The 23,633-nt window shown below is 55.2% G+C and carries 21 protein-coding genes and 1 pseudogene; 12 read left to right on the forward strand and 10 right to left on the reverse strand.

Annotated features, from left to right (window positions below; translation table 11 throughout):
• Nucleotides 1–3 precede the first annotated feature (3 nt).
• From BUQ90_RS12280 to BUQ90_RS12300, 5 genes are all read right to left on the reverse strand, one after another.
• The gene (locus tag BUQ90_RS12280; RefSeq protein ID WP_074205476.1) at nt 4–435 is read right to left on the reverse strand and encodes an MAPEG family protein; all 432 of its coding nucleotides are present in this window, start codon (nt 433–435) and stop codon (nt 4–6) included.
• A 22-nt stretch (nt 436–457) separates the two neighbouring features.
• Nucleotides 458–886 (reverse strand): MAPEG family protein, encoded by a 429-nt coding sequence (locus tag BUQ90_RS12285; RefSeq protein ID WP_074205477.1) that lies wholly within the window; start codon nt 884–886, stop codon nt 458–460.
• 69 nt (nt 887–955) lie between these two features.
• On the reverse strand, nt 956–2,155 hold the full coding sequence (locus tag BUQ90_RS12290; RefSeq protein WP_074205478.1) for a type III PLP-dependent enzyme: 1,200 nt from the start codon (nt 2,153–2,155) through the stop codon (nt 956–958).
• Between the two features lie 127 nt (nt 2,156–2,282).
• A complete protein-coding gene (locus tag BUQ90_RS12295) occupies nt 2,283–3,455 on the reverse strand; it encodes a carboxynorspermidine decarboxylase (protein WP_074205479.1) in 1,173 nt (390 codons plus the stop codon).
• Nucleotides 3,455–4,672 carry a saccharopine dehydrogenase family protein gene (locus BUQ90_RS12300; protein WP_074205480.1) on the reverse strand — a complete coding sequence of 406 codons (1,218 nt, stop codon included), beginning with the start codon at nt 4,670–4,672 and terminating at the stop codon, nt 3,455–3,457. Before BUQ90_RS12300 ends, BUQ90_RS12295 begins: the two co-directional genes overlap by 1 nt.
• A gap of 53 nt (nt 4,673–4,725) precedes the next feature.
• Between BUQ90_RS12300 and BUQ90_RS12305 the strand changes: the two genes are divergently transcribed.
• Nucleotides 4,726–5,706: a threonine ammonia-lyase gene (locus tag BUQ90_RS12305; RefSeq protein WP_074205481.1), complete on the forward strand. Its 981-nt coding sequence runs from the start codon at nt 4,726–4,728 to the stop codon at nt 5,704–5,706.
• Here BUQ90_RS12305 and hemA read toward each other — a convergent pair whose 3' ends face one another.
• Both hemA and murI read right to left on the reverse strand, forming a co-directional pair.
• On the reverse strand, nt 5,707–6,921 hold the full coding sequence (gene hemA / locus BUQ90_RS12310; protein ID WP_074206399.1) for a 5-aminolevulinate synthase: 1,215 nt from the start codon (nt 6,919–6,921) through the stop codon (nt 5,707–5,709).
• Between the two features lie 110 nt (nt 6,922–7,031).
• Nucleotides 7,032–7,823, reverse strand: a complete 792-nt coding sequence (gene murI / locus BUQ90_RS12315) for a glutamate racemase (RefSeq protein ID WP_074205482.1) — start codon at nt 7,821–7,823, stop codon at nt 7,032–7,034.
• Nucleotides 7,824–8,000: 177 nt separating this feature from the next.
• Between murI and plsY the strand changes: the two genes are divergently transcribed.
• The 3 genes from plsY (at nt 8,001) to topA (ending at nt 12,409) form a co-directional block, all read left to right on the forward strand.
• A complete protein-coding gene (gene plsY / locus BUQ90_RS12320; RefSeq protein ID WP_239447424.1) occupies nt 8,001–8,594 on the forward strand; it encodes a glycerol-3-phosphate 1-O-acyltransferase PlsY in 594 nt (197 codons plus the stop codon).
• A gap of 2 nt (nt 8,595–8,596) precedes the next feature.
• Nucleotides 8,597–9,727, forward strand: coding sequence for a DNA-processing protein DprA (dprA, locus tag BUQ90_RS12325; RefSeq protein ID WP_074206400.1), 1,131 nt, complete (start codon nt 8,597–8,599; stop codon nt 9,725–9,727).
• A 105-nt stretch (nt 9,728–9,832) separates the two neighbouring features.
• Nucleotides 9,833–12,409, forward strand: coding sequence for a type I DNA topoisomerase (gene topA / locus BUQ90_RS12330; protein ID WP_074205484.1), 2,577 nt, complete (start codon nt 9,833–9,835; stop codon nt 12,407–12,409).
• Nucleotides 12,410–12,436: 27 nt separating this feature from the next.
• Here topA and era read toward each other — a convergent pair whose 3' ends face one another.
• From era to lepB, 3 genes are read right to left on the reverse strand one after another with little or no spacing between them, the layout of a single operon-like run.
• Nucleotides 12,437–13,330 (reverse strand): GTPase Era, encoded by an 894-nt coding sequence (gene era / locus BUQ90_RS12335; protein WP_074205485.1) that lies wholly within the window; start codon nt 13,328–13,330, stop codon nt 12,437–12,439.
• Nucleotides 13,327–13,995: a ribonuclease III gene (gene rnc, locus BUQ90_RS12340; protein WP_084192692.1), complete on the reverse strand. Its 669-nt coding sequence runs from the start codon at nt 13,993–13,995 to the stop codon at nt 13,327–13,329. The genes era and rnc overlap by 4 nt, the downstream gene beginning before the upstream one ends.
• A complete protein-coding gene (gene lepB, locus BUQ90_RS12345; RefSeq protein ID WP_074205487.1) occupies nt 13,992–14,795 on the reverse strand; it encodes a signal peptidase I in 804 nt (267 codons plus the stop codon). Before lepB ends, rnc begins: the two co-directional genes overlap by 4 nt.
• Before the next feature lie 157 nt (nt 14,796–14,952).
• Between lepB and pgi the strand changes: the two genes are divergently transcribed.
• The 8 genes and pseudogenes from pgi (at nt 14,953) to BUQ90_RS12385 (ending at nt 23,600) form a co-directional block, all read left to right on the forward strand.
• Nucleotides 14,953–16,446 (forward strand): glucose-6-phosphate isomerase, encoded by a 1,494-nt coding sequence (gene pgi / locus BUQ90_RS12350; protein WP_074205488.1) that lies wholly within the window; start codon nt 14,953–14,955, stop codon nt 16,444–16,446.
• Between the two features lie 16 nt (nt 16,447–16,462).
• Complete coding sequence (gene gor, locus BUQ90_RS12355; protein WP_074205489.1) at nt 16,463–17,812, forward strand: glutathione-disulfide reductase; 1,350 nt, start codon at nt 16,463–16,465, stop codon at nt 17,810–17,812.
• A 63-nt stretch (nt 17,813–17,875) separates the two neighbouring features.
• A complete protein-coding gene (locus BUQ90_RS12360) occupies nt 17,876–18,892 on the forward strand; it encodes an NAD-dependent epimerase/dehydratase family protein (RefSeq protein ID WP_074205490.1) in 1,017 nt (338 codons plus the stop codon).
• Nucleotides 18,893–18,995: 103 nt separating this feature from the next.
• Nucleotides 18,996–20,518, forward strand: a pseudogene (locus BUQ90_RS12365) (acyl-CoA carboxylase subunit beta).
• A gap of 158 nt (nt 20,519–20,676) precedes the next feature.
• On the forward strand, nt 20,677–21,270 hold the full coding sequence (locus tag BUQ90_RS12370) for a hypothetical protein (RefSeq protein WP_159437102.1): 594 nt from the start codon (nt 20,677–20,679) through the stop codon (nt 21,268–21,270).
• A gap of 1 nt (nt 21,271) precedes the next feature.
• Complete coding sequence (locus BUQ90_RS12375) at nt 21,272–22,216, forward strand: DUF808 domain-containing protein (RefSeq protein ID WP_074205492.1); 945 nt, start codon at nt 21,272–21,274, stop codon at nt 22,214–22,216.
• A 67-nt stretch (nt 22,217–22,283) separates the two neighbouring features.
• Nucleotides 22,284–22,718 (forward strand): methylmalonyl-CoA epimerase, encoded by a 435-nt coding sequence (mce, locus tag BUQ90_RS12380; protein WP_074205493.1) that lies wholly within the window; start codon nt 22,284–22,286, stop codon nt 22,716–22,718.
• A gap of 99 nt (nt 22,719–22,817) precedes the next feature.
• Nucleotides 22,818–23,600 carry an enoyl-CoA hydratase-related protein gene (locus BUQ90_RS12385; protein WP_074206401.1) on the forward strand — a complete coding sequence of 261 codons (783 nt, stop codon included), beginning with the start codon at nt 22,818–22,820 and terminating at the stop codon, nt 23,598–23,600.
• Nucleotides 23,601–23,633 lie beyond the last annotated feature (33 nt).

Below are 23,633 nucleotides of genomic sequence, written 5' to 3' on the forward strand. Positions count from 1 at the left end.
ATCCTAATGAAAAACCGCCACTCCGGCGTGTACAATCATCGCGATAAGGCAAAGGCTGGATAATACAAAGACCAAAAACCGGTATTTTACCCGATTGACTGTTGCCTGGATCAGGCTGTGGAGGACACGCAGACCGACATAGGCCCAGGCCAAAATCAGGTTCAGACCGTCACCCTGACCCACAAGCGCCAACACAATGCAAACGGCATAAAACAACGTCGGTTCTGCCAGGAGATGGTTGTAATTATGTGACTTCCACTGGATTTCTGGGGGCAACACATCGTCCAGACTTCCGCCGGTACCACCAGTCAGGTTGTCGACGTCAACCTTCGCCTTGCTCATCGCGGGCAGGCGAGTGACGTACATCCAGAGCCACATGATCATGGTCCACGCCATCAAGGCGACAAGAGGCTGCAACACGGGACTGTTGTCCATGGAAAATCCTTTCGGGAAAAAATCAGACTATGGTGGTGAAAAAGGCGTTGATCGCCATCATCATCAGACAGATTGTCGACGCCAGAAAAAGCAAGAAGCGGACATTGACGAGATTGACCGTTGCCTGCCAGATGCTGTGTGCAATGCGTAGCACCACATAAGCCCAGGCGAGCCACAGGTTCAGGCCTTGGCCCGCACCGGCCAGCGCCAGTATCACAACGGTTGCATAAAACAGCGTCGGCTGTTCCATCAAATGAGTGTAGTTGTGGGACTTCCACGCAACCTTGTCCGGCATAGCAGGGTCGATATCCGGCCCCCGGCCACCCGGCTTCTCGGTAATATCAATACCCATTTTTTTGGCAGCCGGCAGACGTGTCCCTGCCATCCAGAACAACATCACAAGTGACCAGATCACCAGCAAAGCCGCCGGTGCAAGAATTGCGGTGCTCATATCAACCTCCCCTTGACCGGGAAATCCTGCGCCACCACAGGTCAATTGTCAAATGCAACCTAAATGAAGTCAACCCGTCGGAAAGGAAACCACGTTCTGGCGATCCGCCAGATCCAGATTGTCGCCGACATAAGCGCTGGCCATCGGTTCGTCTGCAACCTCATATTCATCAAGCGATCCGAACCCGTTGAACTTCGTCCGCATTGCCGCACCATAGGCTCCCAGCATACCAATCTCGATATAGTCGCCAGCAGCAACAGTGCCGGGGAGCACAAACGGTCCCGGCATATGATCCATGTCATCACAGGTGGGGCCATAAAAGCCAAATTCGGTATCCGCGGCCGCGATTGCGTTCTCTCCGAGCATCCGGACTGGAAACCGCCAACCAATATGTGCGGCATCAAAGAGTGTCCCGTAGGCGCCATCATTGATGTAAAGTTCGTTATCACGCCGCTGCTCAACCTTCACGACAAGAGAATTATACTCAGCCGCCAAAGCGCGACCGGGTTCGCACCAGAGTTCAGCCGAATAACTGATCGGCAAATCCTCAAAAGTCCGGTCAATCGCGTGGAAATAGTGGTTGAGCGACGTGGGAACCATGTCTGGATAAATGCTTGGGAATCCCCCGCCAACATCGACAATATCGACCGTCACCGAGGCGTTCACAATTGCCGTCCGCACACGCTCCAGCGCGTGGACATAGGCCAGCGGCGTCATGGTTTGGCTGCCCACGTGGAAACAGATCCCCAGTGCATCCGCGGTCTGGCGTGTGCACTGCAGCAGCTCAACAGAATCGTCAGCCTCGATACCGAATTTGGCGGCGAGACTAATTTGGGCGAATTCCGAGGGAACCTTGATCCGCACACAAAGGGTCAGATCACTCGCTTCATCGGTTGCGCGCCTGATTTTCTCCAGTTCTTCGAGGCTGTCCAGCGCGAAGACACGAACCCCGTGCTGATGATAGGCTTCGCGGATAACCGCTTCGGATTTGATCGGATGCATGAAACACTGAACAGCTTCGGGCAATACTCTGGCAACCAGACGCACTTCATCGATCGAGGCGACATCAAAATGCGTGACGCCTTCATCGAACAGCAATTGCAGCAACTCAGGGGCAGGATTCGCCTTGACCGCGTAAAGCGATTTGCCGGGAAATTGCCGGATAAAATAGCGAGCCGCGCGCCGTGCAGCATGCGGGCGCTTCAGCAAAACCGGGTTTTCGGGACGTAGAGCTTCGGTCAGCTCCTGCGCATCATGGAAATTGTGCAACTCAAGGGACCCCCTAAAAGAATGTGATCAATTGAGCTGCCTTGCGGAATCACAAGTGCCATGGGGCAGCAGTGCGCGGCTATATGGCGCGTTTCCGCTTCTGTAAAGACCCATTGTAAACTGGATTCTAACTCAGCCGGTCCCGGAATGTGGACCAGTCAAATTCCTTCACACAACGCAAGTCATCTGTCTCGCTGTTCCAGATCCAGATCGAGGGCAGTGGCACACCGTTAAATGTGCTGGTTTTGACCATGGAATAATGGGCTTGATCCAGAAATGCGATACGCCCGCCCACTTGCGGGGGTTCCGGCAGCACATAGTCTCCAATAATATCGCCGGCCAGGCAACTGGGCCCGCCCAGACGGATCTGCTGACCTTCGCGCAATTCTCCGAGCATTGCCGGACGATAAGGTGCCTCAATCACGTCGGGCATATGACAGGTGGCCGAGATATCCGTAATCCCGACCGGCATGTCATTTTCAAAAACATCCAAAATCTCGCCAACCAGAATGCCGGCATCAAGAGCCACCGCTTCGCCCGGTTCCAATATGATCTCGCACCCGGTGGCATCAGCGGCAAAATCAAGGAATTCGATCAGTTCCTCCCGCTGATAGTCCGCCCGTGTGATATGGTGGCCGCCCCCGAAATTGAACCATTTCAGACCGTCCAGGTGGTTTTCGATAAGTGGCGTGATCGCTTCCCAGGTTCGGTAAAGCGGCTCAAAATCCTGTTCGCACAAGGTGTGGAAATGAATCCCGTCAACCGCTTCGAAATGCGCGTCAGTCAACTGATTAACCGGGAAACCCAAGCGACTGTGCGGCTGGCATGGATCATATTTCGCAACTTCACCCTCGGCATGCAGCGGGTTGATACGCAATCCGATATCAAACTGTTCGCCACCATCACGAAGACCTCGGATGGCCGCAGAATGCAGGGCGATCTGTCCCGGTGTATTGAAAATGATGTGATCGGACATCGCGGCGATTTCAGCCAGTTCCGACGCCTTGAATGCCGGGGAATAAGTCGCAACCTCGCCATCATATTTGTCAAAGGCCAGTCGGGCCTCCCAAAGACCGGATGCGCAAACACCATCGAGATATTCATCAATCAACGGTGCGAATTCCCACATTGAAAAGGCTTTCAGCGCGCAGAGAATCTTTGCGCCCGACTGATGCTTGACGTCTGCGAGAATCTCGAGATTGGCACGCAATCTGACTTCATCAATCACGAACGCCGGGGTCGGTACCCGCGAAAGGTCAAAATGTGCGAAAGCGCCCGGGTCACCGGCTTTCGTCTGCATCAGAAGTCCAGCGGAGCGTCGAGCTGCTCGACTTTCCAGGGCAGTCCATGTGCGTTGAGCATGTCCATGAACGGATCCGGATCAAACTGTTCCATGTTGAACACGCCATCACCCCGCCACTTGTTGGACAGCATCAGCGCGGATCCGATCATCGCCGGGACACCGGTCGTATAGCTCACGCCCTGATTGCCCGTCTCCTGGAAAGCTGCCTCGTGGCTGCAGATGTTCTTGACATAAACGGTTTTCTGCTCGCCATTCTTCACCCCGGTTGCGATGACACCAATGTTGGTTTTTCCTTTGGTGGTTTCCCCAAGACTGGCCGGTTCCGGGAGAACCGCCTTGAGAAATTGTAGGGGAACAATTTTCTTTCCCTGATACTCGATTTCCTCGATCGAGGTCATGCCGACATTTTGCAGAACTTCGAGATGTGTCAGATAAGCATCACCAAAAGTCATCCAGAACCGAATTCTCCGGATTTCCGGGATATGCGTTTTCAGCGATTCAATCTCCTCATGATACATGAGGTACATGTTTTTCTCGCCAACTTCTTCAAAATCGAAGGCCTGTTTGTGAGACAGGGCAGGGGTTTCCACCCACTGCCCGTCTTCCCAGTGTCGCGCCGGAGCCGTAATCTCGCGAATATTGATTTCGGGATTGAAGTTGGTTGCAAAATGCTGCCCATGATCCCCGCCGTTACAGTCCAGTATGTCCAGCGTATCGATCCGGTCGAAATGGTGCTTCTTCAGCCAGCATGTGAAAACAGAGGTGACGCCGGGATCAAATCCTGAACCGAGAAGCGCCATAATGCCAGCCTCCTTGAAGCGCTCGTGATAGTCCCATTGCCATTTATATTCGAATTTCGCTTCATCGCGCGGTTCGTAATTTGCGGTGTCCAGATAATCCGTCTTTGTTGCGAGGCAGGCGTCCATGATCGGCAGGTCTTGGTACGGCAAAGCCAGATTCACCACGAGATCCGGACCGGACTTTTCGATTAGCGCGACCGTAGCCGGAACATCATCCGCATCGAGTTGCTCGACAGAGATATCAACATCGGTGCGCTTTTTCACCGACAGGGCAATTGATTCACATTTCTCGAGCGTGCGACTTGCCAAAAGAATGTCAGAAAAGGGGCCGCTGCCGTCAGCAATCTGCTGTGCCATTTTATGCACCGCCACGGAGCTCACTCCGCCCGCGCCAATAACCAGAACCTTGCTCATCAAATGCCCTCAATATGCTGGAGATATCTGTGGCCCGCATATAGAATGACTCCATGACAGAGCAATCCCTTTTGAACCCGGACCGAAAACCAACCCTCGCGGGTGTCGAACGGGCTGCCGAAAAAATTTCCGCGATTTTGCCCCGCACGCCCCTATTACCACTCGAGATCGACGGTCAGATCATCTGGTGCAAAGCGGAACCTCTCCAGCCCATAGGTGCCTTCAAGATCCGGGGCGGCTGGCACCGACTGACGGATCTGGATGAGATGCAACGACGCAGCGGCGTTGTCGCCTTTTCCAGCGGAAATCATGCGCAAGGGGTGGCATGGGCTGCAAAAAAACTGGGGATCCCGGCAACAATCGTGATGCCGGAAGATGCACCCGCAACAAAGATGGCCAACACCCGGGCACTGGGAGCGAGCGTGGTCACTTATGACCGAATGACGGGATCGCGTGAGCAACTCGCGGAGGAACTCGCCGCCAAAACCGGAGCAACGGTTGTACCAAGCTTCGATGATCCCTGGATAGTCGAGGGGCAGGGCAGTTGTGGAATCGAGCTACGGGAACAGATAATCGAGCAAACCGGCAATGCTCCGGACCAGATCGTGGCCTGTTGTGGCGGTGGCGGGCTGGCCGCGGGCATCGCGCTGTCCAATCCCGACAGCGAGGTCATGGTCGCTGAGCCGGAAGGCTGGGACGACATGCGCCGGTCACTCGAACTCGGCCGGATTGTGCCAGTCGAAGATAATCCGCCAGCGACAAGATGCGATGCATTGCAAACACTCGAAGTTGCACCGATCACTTTTGACATCCTTGCGAGGCGGGGCGTGACAGGTGTTGCGATTACCCCGCGAGAAGTGGAACACGCCATGCGACTTGCCTTCGAACGCCTGCATCTGTGCGTGGAACCTGGTGGTGCGGTCGCGCTGGCAGCAATCGTTTCGGGTAAAGTCTCGGCCACACCGGAAACCGTAGTGACATTGTCCGGCGGAAATGTTGATCGACAGCTCTTCGCTGAAATTCTGACCGGGTGATCAGGCCGCCCGTTGCAATTCCATTCGGCTCCAGATTTCCACGAGCGCTTTGGTCAATTCGACCATCATTTCTTCGCTGTGCACCGGGCCAGGCGTAAACCGCAAACGCTCTGTTCCCCGCGGAACGGTCGGATAGTTGATCGGTTGCACGTAGACCCCATATTCGGCCAGCAGGATGTCGCTGACTTTCTTGGCCTTGACTGGATCGCCCACTAGCAGCGGCACGATGTGCGTCGTTGAATCCATCACGGGAAGCCCGTTTTCGGAAAACAGGGATTTCAGTTTTTCCGCAGCTTTCTGCTGACCTTCGCGTTCGGCGCAGGATTGTTTCAAATGGCGGACACTGGCCAGCGCGCCGGCAACAAGAACCGGTGACAGGCTGGTGGTAAAAATGAATCCCGGAGCATAGGAACGGATCACGTCGATAATCTTCTGATCGGCCGTGATATAGCCGCCCATGACTCCGACCGCCTTTGCCAGCGTTCCTTCGATAATCGTAATCCGGTCAGCCGCGCCGTCACGTTCAGAGATACCGCCGCCATGCTCGCCATACATTCCGACAGCATGGACTTCATCGCAATAGGTGAGGGCGTTATATTTGTCGGCCAGATCGCAGATCGCATGCAAAGGTGCGACATCGCCATCCATGGAATAGATGCTTTCGAAAGCGACCAGCTTGGGCGTATCCTGATCTTCTGCCGCCAGCAATTCTTCCAGATGTTCCAGATCATTGTGGCGGAACACGCGTTTCTCGCAGCCGCTGTTTTTTATTCCGGCAATCATCGATGCATGGTTAAGTTCGTCAGAAAAGATGACGCATCCAGGCAGGATTTTCGTGAGTGTCGACAGCGTTGCTTCGTTGGAAACGTAGCCTGATGTGAACAGCAATGCACCGGACTTGCCGTGCAAATCAGCCAGTTCCCGTTCCAGCTGGATATGATAGTGCGTATTGCCACCGATATTGCGGGTCCCCCCCGATCCGGCTCCTACATCGTGCAACGCTTCTTCCATTGCCTTGATTACATCGGGATGTTGTCCCATCGCCAGATAGTCATTTGAGCACCAGACGGTAACGGGCTTCGGGCCGTTGTGATGCGCGAAACAGCGGGCGTTGGGGAAAGTCCCCTTGTTGCGCAAAATATCGATGAAGACCCGGTAACGGCCTTCGGCATGGAGGCGATCAATCGCCTGGGAAAAAACCTTGTCGTAGTCCACTTTCAAACGTTCCCTGCTTCATTCTGTCCGTTCAGCGATCCTTGGAGCAAGGGCTTTAACGACCTTTTTCAGGAATTTCCAGCGCGAACGGCTCGCAATAAGCGCCGGTTTCAAAGTGCGTGAAACTCCTGCAGGCCGAATCCCTTTAGTGCGTTGTGATACGGTTCCAGTTCGTCCAGTTTACCGGTTGTCACAAACACCCCATTTTCCTTGCTTTCCGGCCATTTCCGGTCAGCAGAAAGATGCAGGATCCTGCGGGCGATACCAGCGGAACCATCGATAAATTGAATATCTCTGGACACCGAATTTTGTAATTCGGTTCCCACCAGCGGAAAATGTGTGCAGGCCAGAATGATGGTGTCGATCCGGTCACCATCTTCCTGAGAAAAGAGGCCCGCAAGTGCGCTCTGGATGATATCAGTATCCGGAAGATCACCCCGCAGTTTCTGCTCTGCAGCATATACCAGATCAGGTGCTCCGAACCTTATGAGTTTCTTGCCGACAGCGAATTCGGATGCAAGGCGGTCCACATAAGGTTGCCTGATAGTTGCTTCCGTACCCAAAAGCCCAATAGCTCCGGTCCTGGTCATTTCAGCAGCCGGTTTGACCGCGGGAACTGTACCGACAACAGGCACATCCAGAGCGGAACGCACGTAATCCAGCGCAATTGTAGAGGCCGTGTTACAGGCTATCGTCACAAGCCCTGGCTGGTATCGTTCAACGAGCCGGCCCAAAAGCGCGGGCACCCGAGCAGCCAGTTCGCGTTCCGATTTTTGCCCATAAGGCAGACCGGCATAATCCGCCGCATAAACGATCGGGGCGTTTGGTATCAGTTTCCGGCTTTCGCGCAGTACGGAAAGACCACCGATTCCGGTATCAAAAAAGAGCAATGGCTTGCTCATGACAGGTGATTGCGCTGACATGCACTCCCTCAATTTCTTCGGATCGACCGCAACTAACAAAGCAGCGCCCGCATCAGATGGTCGATATTACCCGTTTTTACACAGCAAAACACTTGCTCGTTCAAGCTGTTAACGATAGCGCCTGAAAACAGAAGGGGAAGACTTGAGATGCTGCCCATGTGGATTGAACCTGTTCTGGCGGTTCTGACCGGCTATTTGCTCGGTTCAATCCCCTTTGGTTTGCTCCTGACACGACTGACCGGGGGCGGGGATATTCGCAGCATCGGCTCTGGCAATATAGGCGCCACCAATGTTTTGCGAACCGGGAACAAGGCCGTAGCGGCACTGACACTTTTGCTTGATATCGGAAAGGGTGCTGTGGCCGTTCTGCTCGCCAACCAGTTTTCCGAGGCCTGGGGCATTTTGGCTGGCATGGGGGCATTTCTCGGCCATCTCTATCCGGTGTGGCTCCGGTTTGACGGAGGAAAAGGTGTGGCAACCCTGCTGGGCATCGTTACCGCCATCAATCCGATACTCGGCGCCGTTTTCGCGGTGGTCTGGATTGGCTCATTGGTCATATGGCGCTTCTCGTCGCTGGGCGGCATGCTTGCCGCCATGTCTACTCCCATAACGGCAGTTTTCCTTGGGAAATATACTCTGATCCCCATGTTTATCGGCTTTGCCCTGCTCGTCTTGTGGAAACATCGCTCCAACATCGAACGATTGATGGCTGGCGAAGAGCCAAAGGTGGGAGCGTCCAGCAAGACATGAATATGGATGTGGAGTCTGGAGAACCGTTCGATCGGCTGCGACTGATACGATCAAGCAATGTCGGTCCGGTCAGCTATTATCGCTTGTTGAAGGAATTTGGCACAGCAAAACGAGCTCTGGAAGCCTTGCCTGATCTTGCCAGAGGCGGGGGACGCCGGCGTCCGGAAATTGCTTCCGCAGAGACTGTCGCACGAGAAATCGAGTCGGTTCAACAAGTGGGTGGCAAGTACTTGTTTCATGATGACCCTGATTATCCAGCCATCTTGTCAGAGCTTCGCAATGCGCCACCGGTATTGATTTGGCGTGGCAACATCTCTCTCCTTCAGAATCCGTCGGTTGCTGTGGTCGGAGCTCGCAACGCGTCCGCTGCCTCGCGATCTTTTGCGCGACAGTTGGCGAATGAGCTTTCGGAACAGGGAATGACCGTCGTATCCGGACTGGCCCGGGGGATTGATACCGCGGCCCATGAGGGTTCGATTCAGCACGGCCCGGTTGCCGTAATTGCAGGTGGTACCGACGTTTACTTTCCTCCAGAAAATCAGGCCTTGCAGGAGCGGATTGCGGAAACCGGCTTGCTGTTGAGCGAACAACCGCCGGGGACCGAACCTCATGCGAGGCATTTTCCTTTTCGCAACCGGATCATCGCCGGGCTGGCCACCGGTGCCCTGGTGATCGAGGCTGCACCCAGATCCGGTTCACTCATTACGGCGCGACTTGCGGCAGAATCGGGAAGACAGGTGATGGCCGTTCCCGGTTCGCCAATGGACCCCCGGTCACAGGGTTGCAACAGCCTGATCAGAGAGGGAGCGTCACTGATACAATCGGCAGAAGATGTGCTGGAATTGATCAGACCAATCGATGAGCGCATGTCCCGACCGATGCCGTCAGAACCCCAATCTCGGACCAAACCCGCAGCAAGCCCGATAGATCGACCTCTCGTCGCGACAAATCGGCAAGACCAGGAAGCGAAAATCATTGATCTCCTGAGCGCTACACCCGTCACAGTTGATGAACTGATCCGGCAATCCCATTTGGATCCGTCGGACATTCAGTTGATTTTGCTGGAACTTGAACTGGCTGGCAAACTTACCCGCAGTGCCGGAGCGCGGGTTGCGCTATCGCGATTGCACTAAACCTTTCGGAGTTTTTTTTGCCAGTTCCGACATCAAGCCCTTGACGAATTCCAATTCCCTGTCACAGCCTCGCGCGTATACGTGAGAGAAACGAAAACGGACCTTATGCAACTAGTCATTGTCGAATCACCCGCCAAAGCCAAGACCATCGAAAAATATCTCGGATCCGATTTCAAGGTTCTGGCATCTTATGGTCATATCCGCGATTTGCCGCCCAAAGATGGTTCGGTGGATCCGGATGATGGCTTTTCGATGATCTGGCAGCCTTATTCTGACAAGACCAAACAGCTCAAGGCCATTACGGACGAATCAAAAAAGGCCACACGCCTTATTCTCGCTACCGACCCTGACCGTGAGGGGGAAGCGATCAGCTGGCACGTTCAGGAAGTCCTCAAGAAGCGGAAAGCCCTTCCGGAAAAAGTCGACCGGGTCACGTTCAATGCGATCACCAAGGCCGCCGTGACTGAAGCCATGGGTCAGCCACGTGCGCTCGATGACGACCTGATTGATGCCTATCGGGCGCGGCGGGCCCTCGATTATCTGGTCGGCTTCACACTTTCTCCTGTCTTGTGGCGCAAGCTGCCGGGAGCCAAGTCTGCCGGGCGTGTACAATCGGTTGCGCTAAAGCTGATTGTTGAACGCGAGCGCGAAATCGAAGCCTTCAATCCCGAAGAATACTGGTCCGTTGCCGCCCAGATGGAGCAGGCAGGTCAGGCATTCGAAGCCAGACTGACCATCCATCAGGGCGAGAAGCTCGGCAAAATGGACCTCGCTTCCGAAGAACAGGCCAACGTCGCGAAAACCGCGGTCGAGCAAGGTCTGTTTACTGTTGAGACGGTTGAGACCAAACCGCTCACCCGCAATCCGCCACCACCATTTACAACCTCCACCCTGCAACAGGAAGCCGCCCGCAAGCTGGGATATTCCGCCAGTCATACCATGCGGATCGCGCAACAACTCTACGAAGACGGCGCGATTACCTACATGCGTACCGATGGCGTGCAAATGGACGGCAGCGCCATTTCTGCTGCCCGCAAGGCCATTTCCGATCGATATGATGCCAGCTATGTTCCGGACAAGCCGAGGATTTACAAATCGAAGGCCAAAAATGCGCAGGAAGCGCATGAAGCCATCCGCCCAACCAATTTCACGCGGGACACAGTTGGCAGCGGTGATCATGCAAAACTGTACAGCCTGATATTGAAGCGGGCCATGGCCAGCCAGATGGCAGCTGCCCGGCTTGAACGAACCACCGTGGACATGCTCGATGGTACCGGTCAAACCGGATTGCGGGCCACGGGTCAGGTCGTAAAGTTCCCTGGATTTCTTGCTCTTTATGAAGAAGGCCGCGATGACAAGAGGGACGAAGATGGCGGTCTTCTGCCGGCGATCAGCAAAGGCGACAGCCCGGCGAAGAAATCCGTCGAAGCCAGCCAGCACTTCACGCAACCACCGCCGCGCTACAGCGAAGCAAGCCTCGTCAAGAAGATGGAGGAACTTGGCATCGGTCGTCCCTCCACCTACGCCTCGATCATCAAGACGCTGAAAGATCGCGCCTATGTCCGGATCGAAAAAAACCGGTTCTTTGCGGAAGAAAGCGGGCGGTTGCTGACCGGTTTTCTGGAGCGCTTTTTCGACCGCTACGTCGCCTATGACTATACGGCGGGACTCGAAGAAGAGCTTGATGATGTCAGCGGTGGGCGCGCAGAGTGGCAGAAAATTCTCGAAGCATTCTGGCACGATTTCAAACCGAAAACCGCTGAAGTGATGGAGAAGCTGCCTTCGGACGTGACGGCAGAACTCGACAAATTTCTGGAACCCTATCTTTTTCCGAAAAAAGAAGATGGCAGCGATCCACGACTGTGCCCGCGGTGCAAGGAGGGCAAACTCGCGCTTCGTGGCGGACGTTTCGGCGCCTTCGTTGCCTGTTCCAATTACCCAGAATGCAAGTTTACCCGACGTTTTGCGCAAGGTGGCGGCGCTGATGCCGGAGAAGATGAGGGGCCACAGGAGCTCGGAATCGATCCGGACACCGATGAAAAAGTGACCAAGATGGTGGGTCGCTTTGGCCCTTATGTTCAACGCGGCGAAGGCAAGGAAGCCAAGCGTTCATCGATACCAAAAGATGTGCCGCAGGAAGATTTTGGTCTGGAGTGGGCTCTGAAACTGCTGTCACTTCCAAGAGAAGTGGGCAAGCACCCTGAATCGGGGGAGATCGTCACCGCACAGATTGGACGCTATGGACCCTATCTCAGCCATAACGGGTCTTCTGCCCGGCTCGAGAACACCATGGAGGTGTTTGAGATCGGCATGAATGCCGCGGTTGCCAAACTGGCCGATGCAGCGAAAAACGGCAAAGGCAGGGGGCGAGGCCGCCAGGAGCCGCTCAAGATCCTCGGCAAGCATCCGCGAACGGAAGAAGAAATCAAGCTGATGGACGGCAGATACGGGCCCTATGTGACTGACGGAACCACCAATGCCTCTCTGCCCAAGACTGTCGACAAGGACGAACTGACGCTGGAAGAAGCCGCGCAGCTGATTGATGACCGCGCCGCAAAAGGACCAGCGAAGAAGCGCCGGAAGAAAGCCGCACCGAAGAAAAAGGCTGCTGCAAAAAAGAAGCCTGCAGCCAAGAAAAAACCGGCGACAAAAAAGAAGGCCGCTGCAAAATCTGAAAGCTGAAACGGTCGCCCTGTGGTCTGAGCCGGTCTATTTGACCCAATCCAGGCCCATGTCTTCGTAAACGCCCTTGTCTTCGTCCCAGTTGGCGCTGACTTTGACGTGCAAATACAGATGCACCTTGCGCCCGAGAATATTGGACAGCTCGGCCCGCGCTTTGGCGCCAATATCCTTGATCTGATGCCCGCCCTTGCCCAGAACAATGGCCTTCTGGCTGGGCTTTTCCACCAGAATTTGCTGGTGAATTTCCAGCGATCCGTCGGCACGATCCTTGTATTGCTCCATGGCGATGGCAATCGCATAAGGCAGTTCGGCATGGAGTTGACGGAATACCTGTTCACGCGTGATTTCCGCAGCCAGCAGCCGCTCGCTCACATCGGACACCTGGTCTTCCGGAAAATGCCACGGCCCCTCCGGCATCGCTTCGACCAGATACTCGCGCAATTCCGGCAGTCCATCGCCCGTCTTCGCACTCACGAAAAAGGTCTCTTCAAACTCCGCCAGCTCGTTCAGACGCGAGGCGTGATTGAGCAGCTTGTCCTTTGCCGCAATATCTACTTTGTTGAGCACCAGGATTTTCCGCTCCTTCCGGTGGTGCATGCGCTCGACAATCGATGTGACTTTCGGTCCCAGTCCGGCACGGGCATCCACCAGCAAAACCAGGATATCGGCATCCTCTGCGCCTTCCCAGGCAGCAGACACCATAGCTCGGTCAAGCCTCCGGCGTGGTTCGAATATGCCCGGCGTGTCCACCAGCAGGAGCTGCGTCTCTTCTGCAATCGCAATGCCAAGCAGGCGGGTTCTGGTGGTCTGTGGTTTGGAACTGGTAATAGCCACTTTCTGACCAACCAGAGCGTTGATGATTGTCGACTTTCCGGCATTGGGTGCACCGATAAGCGCCACTACCCCACATTTTTTGGTCATGCGTAGGTCTCCAGAAATAATCGGGCAGCATCCGTTTCCGCGGTCTGTATCGAAGAGCTTGTTGACTCGACGGAGCCGACATTGGCTACCGAGACCTGAACCTTGAATCTCAGATCATGATGCGGTCCGGTTTTTTCGATCAATTCATATATCGGCATTTTGCGTTTGTGGGCAGCGGCCCATTCCTGCAACGCCGATTTGGGGTGCTGCACATCCTTGTCCATGCCGGATATCCGGCTGTCCCAGTATTTCAAAATGAACGCCTGGGCCGAGTCCATACCGTGATCGAGAAACACTGCGCCGATTAACGATTCCATCACGTCCCCCAGCACCTTTATGCTGTTACGTGCGCCATCATCCCGCGCCTGCTTGCCGAGGCGGATGTGTGAATTCACCTGCAGGGAGCCGGCAACCTCTCCGCAAGTTTTCCCGGACACCAGGCCGTTGAGCCGCTGAGACAACCTGCCTTCAGGTTCATTCGGGAATTGCGAGTACAACTCCGCGGCGATGGTCAGGCCGAGCACTCGGTCACCCAGAAATTCCAGGCGCTGATAGTCTTTTTCGCCAAAACTGCCGTGCGTAACCGCCCGGACATAGAGGCGGATATCGCCGGGTGCTTTCCCGACAATCTGCGTTATCCAGTTCCGAAAGTCCGTGTTGCTCAAAAGTCCTCTCCAATCCGTTCCCACCGCGCGGCCGGAAACCAGGAAACCGGATTTAGCAGTTCTGCAGATCCGTCTGTAGAAAACACCGAAACCAGAGCCCGCCCAACCAGATTTTCCTGAGGGACCATGCCGATGGCCTGACCTTCCTGGGCAGGCCAGCGACTGTCTGCACTGCGATCCCGATTATCACCCATCAGAAACATGTGACCATCCGGAACGACAAACGGTCCCCGATCATCCCCGTCAGAGTTTTCGTCCAGATCGAGTATCCGGTAAGACCGGCCATTGGGCAGAGTTTCCTCAAACTGAGGATAGCGGCAAATCGCATTGCCTTCACCGTCTGATGTTTCAAATGATTCCCTGTAACAGGGGCTGTTTGGCGTGATTGCATGGACAAAAGGTTCAATCTCGGTTCGCTCCACGGCCTTTCCGTTGATGGATACCAGTCCATCTGAAACCTCGACAATATCGCCAGGCAATCCGACTACGCGCTTGATATAGTCTTCCTTCGCATTGGGTGGCGCCTTGAATACTACCACATCTCCCGGGGTTGGGGGATTGGGAAGGAGCCGTCCGGGAATTATCGGGGCGCTGTAGGGCATGCTGTACTTTGAGAACCCGTAAGGCCATTTCGCAACGAGCAGAAAGTCACCGACCATCAGGCGCGGCTGCATCGATTCTGAAGGAATGTTGAAGGGTGCAACAACGAAGCTCCGGAGTACCAGCACAAAGAGCGCGAGCTTGAACAAAAAACCGACAAACTCGGCCGTTTCGGATTTCTGGTTTCCAGATTTTCTCATCGCGCCCCTTTGCTGACATTGCCCCGCGGGGTCAAGTGCCGAACAAGTCGCCCGATCGGTGGTTGGCAAAGGACAATTTGCGCTTGTGAGAAAGTCTTGCTGGCGATAGTGCCTAAGGCTCGATCAGCTTCCGGGTCCGACACAGAAGGAACAGAATTTGGCAGACTGGAACAGTATCAAAAACCAGCCCCGCAAAAGCCTCACCGCATTGTTCGATCAAGATACCGACCGCGTCGGGCAGTTCTCCTTTGAACAATCCGGCATATTGTTCGATTTCTCGAAGACACATCTTGATGGTGAGCTGATATCTGCTTTCCAAAAACTGTCCGAAGAATTGGCAGTATCCGATCGCATTCAGTCGCTGCTCGCTGGCGAAACGGTCAATCCCAGCGAGGGCAGGGCCGCCGAGCATAGCGCCGAACGGGGAATTGGTGATCCGGACAGCGTGCATATGGCGGGGCTTTTGCGATCCCGTATGGCGGGACTGATCAAGGCTATCGACGCCGGTGCCTTGGGCGAGATCAGGCATGTCATTCATCTTGGGATTGGCGGATCGGCTCTGGGTCCGGAATTACTTTTGCAGACTTTGTCCCTTGGTGATGAAAAATACGAAACGGCAGTCGTGTCCAATATCGACGGGAGTGCGCTGGAGCCTGTACTGGAACGTTTTGAGGCCGCCAGGACCCTTCTGGTCATTGCGTCCAAGAGCTTCACAACGGCGGAAACACTGCTGAACGCACAGTCGGTAATGGACTGGATGCGGGAAGAGGGCGAATCCGATCCCTTCGGGCGGATTGTCGCCCTGACCGCCAAACCGGACAAAGCCGTCGAATGGGGCATTGATGAAAGCCGGATCCTGCCATTTTCCGAGACCATCGGAGGACGCTATTCGCTCTGGTCATCCATCGGATTCAGTGTGGCCCTGACGGTCGGATTTGAGGTGTTTGAAGATCTGCTCGCCGGTGCGGCGGAAATGGACCGGCATTTTGCCGACACGCCGCCTGAGCAGAATATTCCGGTGCTTGCTGCCTGGTGCGACCAGTTTTACGCCCAGGTACGGGAATATGAAACCCGGGCGGTGTTCGTTTATGACGAGCGTCTCGGCCTGCTTCCGGACTATCTTCAGCAGCTGGAAATGGAGAGCAATGGAAAGTCGGTAAAACTGAACGGTGAGCCCATTGATGGCCACAGCGGTTCGATTACCTGGGGCGGCGTCGGTACCGATGCACAGCATGCAGTGTTCCAGCTCCTGCATCAGGGAACACATGTGGTTCCGGTCGAATTTCTCGCGGTGATCGAACCCGGCCATTCACTGCAGGAAGCGCATCACAAGGGACTGTTGCTCAATTGTTTTGGCCAGGCCGCAGCCCTGATGGCAGGCAAGACGTCTGATGATCCCAATCGCAATTACCCTGGGGACAGGCCATCGACCACGATATTGCTGGACAGACTGGACGGCAAGACACTGGGTGCGCTGATCGCCTTTTACGAACACCGGACCTTCGTCAATGCGGCGATGCTGGAGATCAATCCGTTTGACCAGTTCGGAGTCGAACTCGGCAAAGAGATGGCCAATCAACTAATGTCCGGCGACGGTAACAAAATGGACCCTTCGACCGAACAATTGAAAAAGCGGGCCTTTCCGGCCTGACTATCAAGGAAAAAACATGTCAGAATCTGATTATGATCTCTTCGTCATTGGTGCCGGCTCCGGCGGCGTGCGCGCGGCGCGCGTTTCGGCATCCTATGGCGCGAAAGTCGCTGTAGCCGAGGAATACAGGGTCGGTGGCACCTGCGTCATCCGTGGCTGTGTGCCGAAAAAGCTCCTCGTTTACGGCTCCCATTTTTCCGAAGATCTGGAAGACGGCAAGAATTTTGGCTGGACCTGGGAAAATGCGCATTTTGACTGGACGAAATTGCGGGACCATGTGCTCGGCGATGTGGATCGTCTGAACAACGCCTATATGGACACGCTCAAAAATCATGATGTCGAAATGATACTGGAGCGCGCCGAAATAGCCGGACCCAACGAAATCAAACTGGCTTCGGGCAAGACCGTCACGGCCAAAACCATCCTGGTTGCAACCGGTGCCTGGCCGGATGTGCCCGAATTTCCGGGCAGTGAGTACATGCTCACATCCAATGAGATGTTTCATCTGGAAAAGCTCCCCGAAACAGTAATCATTTCCGGTGGTGGTTACATCGCCAATGAATTTGCCGGCATTTTCAACGGCCTTGGCAGTGAAGTTATCGTGGTCAACCGATCCGATGTCATTCTGCGGGGCTATGACGAAAGTCTGCGCGACCGGCTGCTGCAGATCGGCACCAGCAAGGGTATCACCTACAAGTTCAACTGCACATTCGACAAGATCGAGAAACGCGAAGATGGCGCACTCGATGTCTATATGGACGGCAGGGATCGCCCGGTTGTCGCCGATGTTGTTCTCGCCGCGACCGGGCGCCGGCCAAAGGTCGACGGCCTGGGGCTGGAAAATGCCGGCGTGGAAACCAACGAGAAGGGTGCGATCAAGGTTGATGAATACAGCCAGACCAATGTCGAAAGCATCTATGCCGTGGGCGATGTGACGGACCGGGTTCAGTTGACTCCGGTGGCGATCCGCGAAGGACAGGCCTTTGCTGACACCGTGTTTGGCGACAACCCGCGGACGGTGGATTATGACATGATTCCGTCCGCCGTCTTTTCTCAGCCACCCATTGCTTCGGTGGGCCTGACCGAAGGCGAAGCCCGTTCGCAATATGGCAACATCAAGGTCTATTCCTCGGATTTCCGGGCAATGCGTAATGTCTTTGCCGACCGCGCGGAACGCAGTCTGTACAAGATGATTGTCGAGGCCACGAGCGAGAAAATCCTGGGCCTCCACATGATCGGACCGGAAGCGCCCGAAATCCTGCAGGCAGCTGCCGTAGCGGTGAAGGCCGGACTGACCAAACAGGCCTTTGACGACACCGTCGCATTGCACCCCAGCATGTCGGAAGAACTTGTCCTGCTCAAATAGCAAGCCGCACTGGACAGTTTCAAATTGCAATGTAAACTCTCTCCAACATTTGGGAGAGGGTGAATGTCCAACATTGCGATGGTTTCGGGCGGATCGGGCTATATAGCCACTTACATCATTCAACAGCTGCTGGATGATGGCTGGACCGTGCACACGACTGTTCGCAATCTCGACCGAGAGGCCGAGGTACGACGCCGCTTTCCGGATGCAAACGACAAACTGAAGTTTTTTCAGGCCGATCTCACGCATGACGAAGGCTGGGCGGCCGCAATGGCGGGATGTACCCATGTGGTGCATGTTGCATCCCCCATCGTTGCGCAGACGCCGAAACATGAGAATGATCTCATCGTACCAGCGCGGGAAGGCGCATTACGCGCTCTGAAATATGCGAAAGAAGCCGGCGTAAAGCGTTTCGTGCACACATCCTCCATGGCCGCCGTGGCCTATGGTGTCGATGAAGGCACCCATGAATTTGACGAGAATGACTGGACCGACATCAATCATCCTGACGCCTATGCCTATGTGAAATCCAAGACCATTGCCGAACGGGCGGCACGCGACTGGATCGCGGACAAGGGGGAGGGGATGGAATATTGCTCGGTTAATCCCGGTATGGTCCTGGGGCCCGTGACCGACGGCGATTTCTCGGCTTCGGTTCTGGCCATTCAGCAATTGATGGACGGCAGTATCCCCATGGCCCCCGGCATAGCCTATCCCTTGGTCGACGTGCGCGATGTCGCCGATCTGCATGTCAAGGCGCTAACCGCACCGGACATCGACAATGATCGGTTCCTCGCAGCCGGACCGACGCTGACCTTCCTCGACATGGCCAATATCCTGCATCACATGCTCGGTGAAAAGGCCCGCAAGGCCCCAAGGAAAGGCATGCCCCGCTTTCTGGTCAATGTTCTCGCACTGTTCAACGCCGAGGTGCGGGGGATCAAGTCGGAACTGGGCAAGATCCGGATCGTCAAGGGAACCCATTCGCAGGACAAGCTGGGCTGGGAAATGCGTCCGGTCGAGGATACCATTGCCGACACTGCCAACAGCCTGATTGACCACGGCGTGGTCAAAGTCTGACCGTTTCCAAAGATACCATTTTCAATAGCAGCTAGCTATTGACGGGCGCGCCGCCCAAAGGATAAGCCGCGTGCAACTTAGCGCCTGCAGCCATGGGGGAATGATGTCAGACATTATCGCGCAACTCGAAGCAAAACGGGCCGAGGCCCATCTCGGCGGTGGTCAGAAGCGGATCGACGCCCAGCATGCCAAGGGCAAACTCACCGCTCGCGAACGTCTCGAAGTCCTGCTCGATGAAGGCTCGTTCGAAGAAATCGACATGTATGTCGAACATAATTGCGTCGATTTCGGCATGGAAGAAACCAAAATCCCCGGCGATGGTGTGGTCACCGGGTCGGGCACCATCAATGGCCGGCTGGTCTATGTGTTCAGCCAGGATTTTACCGTGTTCGGCGGATCTCTGTCCGAACGCCATGCCGAGAAAATCTGCAAGGTACTCGACAATGCGATGAAAGTCGGAGCGCCGGTTATCGGGCTCAATGACTCGGGTGGCGCGCGGATTCAGGAAGGTGTCGCCTCCCTGGGTGGCTATGCCGAGGTGTTCCAGCGCAATGTGCTGGCCAGCGGCGTCATCCCGCAGCTCAGCCTGATCATGGGACCATGCGCCGGTGGGGCAGTGTACTCGCCCGCCATGACTGCATCTTCATGGTGAAGGACAGCAGCTACATGTTCGTCACTGGCCCGGACGTCGTCAAGACTGTGACCAATGAGGTCGTGACGCAGGAAGAGCTGGGCGGGGCCGTGACCCATTCAACCAAGACCAGCGTCGCCGATGTTGCCTATGACAATGATATCGAAGCGCTGCTCGCGGCACGCGATTTCATCGACTTCATGCCGCTATCCAACCGCGAGGAAGTCCCCGAACGGCCAACGGCGGACCCGTGGGACCGGCTGGAGGAAAGCCTCGACACGCTGGTCCCGGCCAATGCCAACCAGCCCTATGACATGCACGAAGTGATCCGGAAAATGCTCGACGAGGGCGATTTCTTCGAGATCCAGCCCGGTCATGCCGGCAATATCATCTGCGGCTTTGGCCGGATGGAAGGCAGCACCGTGGGTGTGGTCGCCAATCAGCCGATGGTGCTGGCCGGCTGTCTCGACATCAACGCTTCAAAGAAGGCCGCGCGTTTCGTGCGTTACTGCGACGCGTTTGATATTCCGATTGTCACGCTGGTCGACGTGCCCGGCTTTCTGCCTGGCACCGATCAGGAGCACAATGGCATCATCAAACATGGCGCAAAACTGCTTTTTGCCTATGCCGAAGCGACCGTGCCCAAGATCACGATCATCACCCGAAAAGCCTATGGCGGGGCCTATGACGTCATGGCGTCAAAGCATTTGCGCGGTGATCTCAACTATGCCTGGCCGACCGCAGAAATCGCAGTGATGGGTGCGAAGGGCGCGGTCGAGATCATCTTTCGCGGCAAGACCGAAGAAGAGATAGCCGAGCGCACGGCTGAATATGAAGCGCGTTTCGCCAATCCCTTTATCGCGGCGCAAAAAGGCTTTGTGGATGAAGTGATCATGCCGCATTCCACGCGGCGTAGAGTGGCTCTGGGGCTGCGGAAGCTGCGGAACAAGCAGCTGGAGAATCCATGGAAGAAGCATGACAATATTCCGTTATGAGTATACAGTCGCCGAAAAAATTTCTGCTAAAGGTTAAACAATCACCGGACGACTTTTTTGTAATTCATTATTCCTGTCAGAGTCTCTTCGATGATAATCCCGGATTGTCACCGCGAATAACTTCAATTGCTGTAACCCAGTTTGCAACTGGACAAGCAATGAGTTTTTCCACGCACGCAATCGCTGAAGAGTTGCACATCGCTAAGGATGACGTTTTCGCTGAGTTCGACAGGGTCGAAAAGGAATTGTTGAAACGGTTTTACGATTTCGTGCAGAATTATCGAGGATCATATTGGATTCACTGGAACATGCGAAATTTGACATATGGATTCGAGCATCTGGAACATCGTGCTCGAACGCTCGACATAGCCAATCCGCCGTTTATTCCACCCGAACAGCGTATCAACTTGAATGACATCTTGAGGAGTAAGTACGGAAAATTGTATGCGAACCACCCACAGATGCCAACCCTGATGGATTTGAATGGAGGCAAACCAAAAGACTTTCTCAATGGGCAACAGGAAACAGAAGCCTTTGAAAACGGTGAATTTATTAAAATGCATCAATCCACTTTGTCGAAGGTAGGATTCTTTTGCTCAGTTATGAGGAAGGCTAGCAAAAATCGTTTAATCACAGCTTCTCCCACAATAGGAGCTCGAATAGACAGATTTTATGAAGGCAGAGGTGTCAAAACTGCTGGTTTGGTCGGGATGCTAGCTTCCGTGGGCCTTGGCATTGCGGCTCTGATATAAAATGCCCACAGGACTAGTCGCCCTTCTTGATGACGTTGCCGCAATCGCCAAGGTGGCGGCCGCTTCCGTGGATGATATCAGCGCCGCCGCCGCTCGGGCAGGGGCCAAGTCGGCCGGGGTCGTGATTGATGATGCGGCGGTGACCCCGCAATATGTGACCGGGTTCGATCCTGCGCGCGAACTGCCGATGATCTGGAAGATCGCCAAGGGGTCGATCAAGAACAAATTGTTGTTCCTGCTCCCCGCCGCGGTTTTGCTGGGTCAATTTGCGTCATTTCTGATCCCGATCATCCTGATCCTCGGCGGGCTGTTCCTTTGCTATGAGGCGGCGGAAAAGGTGCTCGAATGGCTGCATGTCGACGAAAGCACCAAACATGAGGAACCGGCGATCATCGAAGGCCATGGCCGTGAAGAGGAAATGGTTTCCGGCGCAATCCGGACCGATTTCATTCTGTCCGCGGAAATCATGGCCATTGCCTTGTCCGAAGTCACCGACGAGGTCTGGTGGCAACAGGGGATCATCCTTGCGCTGATCGGCGTGGTGATTACCGTGGCTGTCTATGGCGCGGTGGCGCTAATAGTGAAAATGGATGATGTTGGGCTCCATCTGGCCACTGAAAATACCGGTTTTACTGCGAAGTTCGGCCGCGGATTGGTGCAGTTCATGCCGAAATTGCTGGCCACCATATCGGTTATCGGCACGCTCGCCATGGCCTGGGTCGGTGGCGGCCTGTTGGTTCACAATATTGCCGCGGTTGGCTGGCACGGCCCGGAACATCTGATCGATATTGTTTCGCATCCGATTGTCGGCTTTTTGCCGGAATCCTGGGGCTATTTTGGCGAAGGCATCCTATTTGCCATCCTGTCGGGCCTGCTCGGCGTAGCGATCGGGGCCGTGATCGCACCGCTGGTCCACAAGATTTTCCCGCATGGGGAAAAGCACTGAATTCTGCTGTTGCAAAAGCGGGACCATTTGGGCATTTAACTGATCAATTAAACCGAGGGAAAAAGCCATGAAACTGGGACGCATGAACCATATTGGCGTGGCCACACCGGATCTGGACGCTTCCATTGCCTTCTACCGCGATGTCATGGGCGCTACCGATATCACCGAGCCCTTTGTGCTGGAATCGCAGAAAGTGCGCGTGTGCTTCGTGAACACGCCGGGAGAGGGCGGAACAGCTGGGACCCAGGTCGAATTGCTGCAACCGACCAAAGCGGACAGCGCTGTCGGAAAATGGCTGGAAAAGAATCCGTTGGGCGGACAACATCATATCTGCTTTGAGGTTCCGGATATTCACGAGGCCAAGGCGGAATTTGAAGCGATGGGCAAACGCGTTCTGGGAGAACCGCGCATCGGTGCCCATGGCACGCTTATCTTTTTTGTGCATCCCAAGGATATGGGCGGGATGCTAACCGAGATCATGGAAACGCCAAAGGATCATTAAACACAGCGTCACCTCGGCGCAGGCCGGGGTTTCAGGCGGAATGGAAAACCGTCCGGGATTCCCATCTTCGCGGGAATGACAAAAATGAGGGATACAATCATGGAATTTGAAACAATCAAGCTGGATATCACCGATCAGGTGGCGACGATCACACTGAACAAGCCGGACCGGCTCAATGCCTGTTCGCTGGACATGGCGGACGAGCTGTTCACCGCCCTCGATCTGCTCGAAGATGCCCGTGCCCTGATCATCACCGGGGAAGGCCGGGCTTTTTGTGCCGGGGCCGACCTTCAGGCCAGCAATAACAGCGCCGTGACCGGCGGCAAGGCGTCGTTCATGGCGCTCAACAAGAGCTATAACCCGCTGATGCTGAAGCTGTCCAAGCTGCAGATCCCGACGATTACGGCCGTGAACGGTCCGGCAGCCGGGGTTGGTTGCTCGATCGCTCTGGCCAGCGACTTCGCGATCGCCGGCAAAGCTGCCTATTTTCTGCAGGCTTTTGTGAATATCGGTCTGGTACCCGATGGGGGTGCCAGCTGGATGCTGCCCCGGCTGATCGGCAAGGCCCGGGCCACCGAAATGATGCTGCTTGGCGAGAAAATACCTGGCGAAAAAGCGGCAGACTGGGGTCTCGTCTACAAATGCGTCGATAATGATGCGCTGATGGATGAAGCAGGAGCCCTCGCGCGCCGGCTGGCAGACGGCCCGACCGTGGCCCTCGGCGTGATGCGGCAGAATATCGCCAAGGCGCTCGACACGGACTACAGCACTGCACTTTTTACCGAAGCCGAAGGGCAACGCATAGCGGGCGACAGCAAGGATGCGCGCGAAGGTGCCATCGCGTTTCTTCAGAAGCGCAAGGCCGAATTCAAGGGAGAATAAGCCAGATCCCGGCGGCGTTGTCGAAGAGCGGAT

This window comes from Parasphingorhabdus marina DSM 22363 (assembly GCF_900128895.1).
Classification (GTDB): Bacteria; Pseudomonadota; Alphaproteobacteria; order Sphingomonadales; family Sphingomonadaceae; genus Parasphingorhabdus; species Parasphingorhabdus marina.

Coding starts and splice junctions, on each gene's coding strand:
- BUQ90_RS12280 (WP_074205476.1), bottom strand. CDS start 435: ATGGACAACAGTCCCGTGTTGCAGCCTCTTGTCGCCTTGATGGCGTGG.
- BUQ90_RS12285 (WP_074205477.1), bottom strand. CDS start 886: ATGAGCACCGCAATTCTTGCACCGGCGGCTTTGCTGGTGATCTGGTCA.
- BUQ90_RS12295 (WP_074205479.1), bottom strand. CDS start 3,455: ATGCAGACGAAAGCCGGTGACCCGGGCGCTTTCGCACATTTTGACCTT.
- BUQ90_RS12300 (WP_074205480.1), bottom strand. CDS start 4,672: ATGAGCAAGGTTCTGGTTATTGGCGCGGGCGGAGTGAGCTCCGTGGCG.
- BUQ90_RS12305 (WP_074205481.1), top strand. CDS start 4,726: ATGACAGAGCAATCCCTTTTGAACCCGGACCGAAAACCAACCCTCGCG.
- murI (WP_074205482.1), bottom strand. CDS start 7,823: ATGAGCAAGCCATTGCTCTTTTTTGATACCGGAATCGGTGGTCTTTCC.
- plsY (WP_239447424.1), top strand. CDS start 8,001: ATGTGGATTGAACCTGTTCTGGCGGTTCTGACCGGCTATTTGCTCGGT.
- dprA (WP_074206400.1), top strand. CDS start 8,597: ATGGATGTGGAGTCTGGAGAACCGTTCGATCGGCTGCGACTGATACGA.
- topA (WP_074205484.1), top strand. CDS start 9,833: ATGCAACTAGTCATTGTCGAATCACCCGCCAAAGCCAAGACCATCGAA.
- era (WP_074205485.1), bottom strand. CDS start 13,330: ATGACCAAAAAATGTGGGGTAGTGGCGCTTATCGGTGCACCCAATGCC.
- lepB (WP_074205487.1), bottom strand. CDS start 14,795: ATGAGAAAATCTGGAAACCAGAAATCCGAAACGGCCGAGTTTGTCGGT.
- gor (WP_074205489.1), top strand. CDS start 16,463: ATGTCAGAATCTGATTATGATCTCTTCGTCATTGGTGCCGGCTCCGGC.
- BUQ90_RS12360 (WP_074205490.1), top strand. CDS start 17,876: ATGTCCAACATTGCGATGGTTTCGGGCGGATCGGGCTATATAGCCACT.
- BUQ90_RS12370 (WP_159437102.1), top strand. CDS start 20,677: ATGAGTTTTTCCACGCACGCAATCGCTGAAGAGTTGCACATCGCTAAG.
- BUQ90_RS12375 (WP_074205492.1), top strand. CDS start 21,272: ATGCCCACAGGACTAGTCGCCCTTCTTGATGACGTTGCCGCAATCGCC.
- mce (WP_074205493.1), top strand. CDS start 22,284: ATGAAACTGGGACGCATGAACCATATTGGCGTGGCCACACCGGATCTG.
- BUQ90_RS12385 (WP_074206401.1), top strand. CDS start 22,818: ATGGAATTTGAAACAATCAAGCTGGATATCACCGATCAGGTGGCGACG.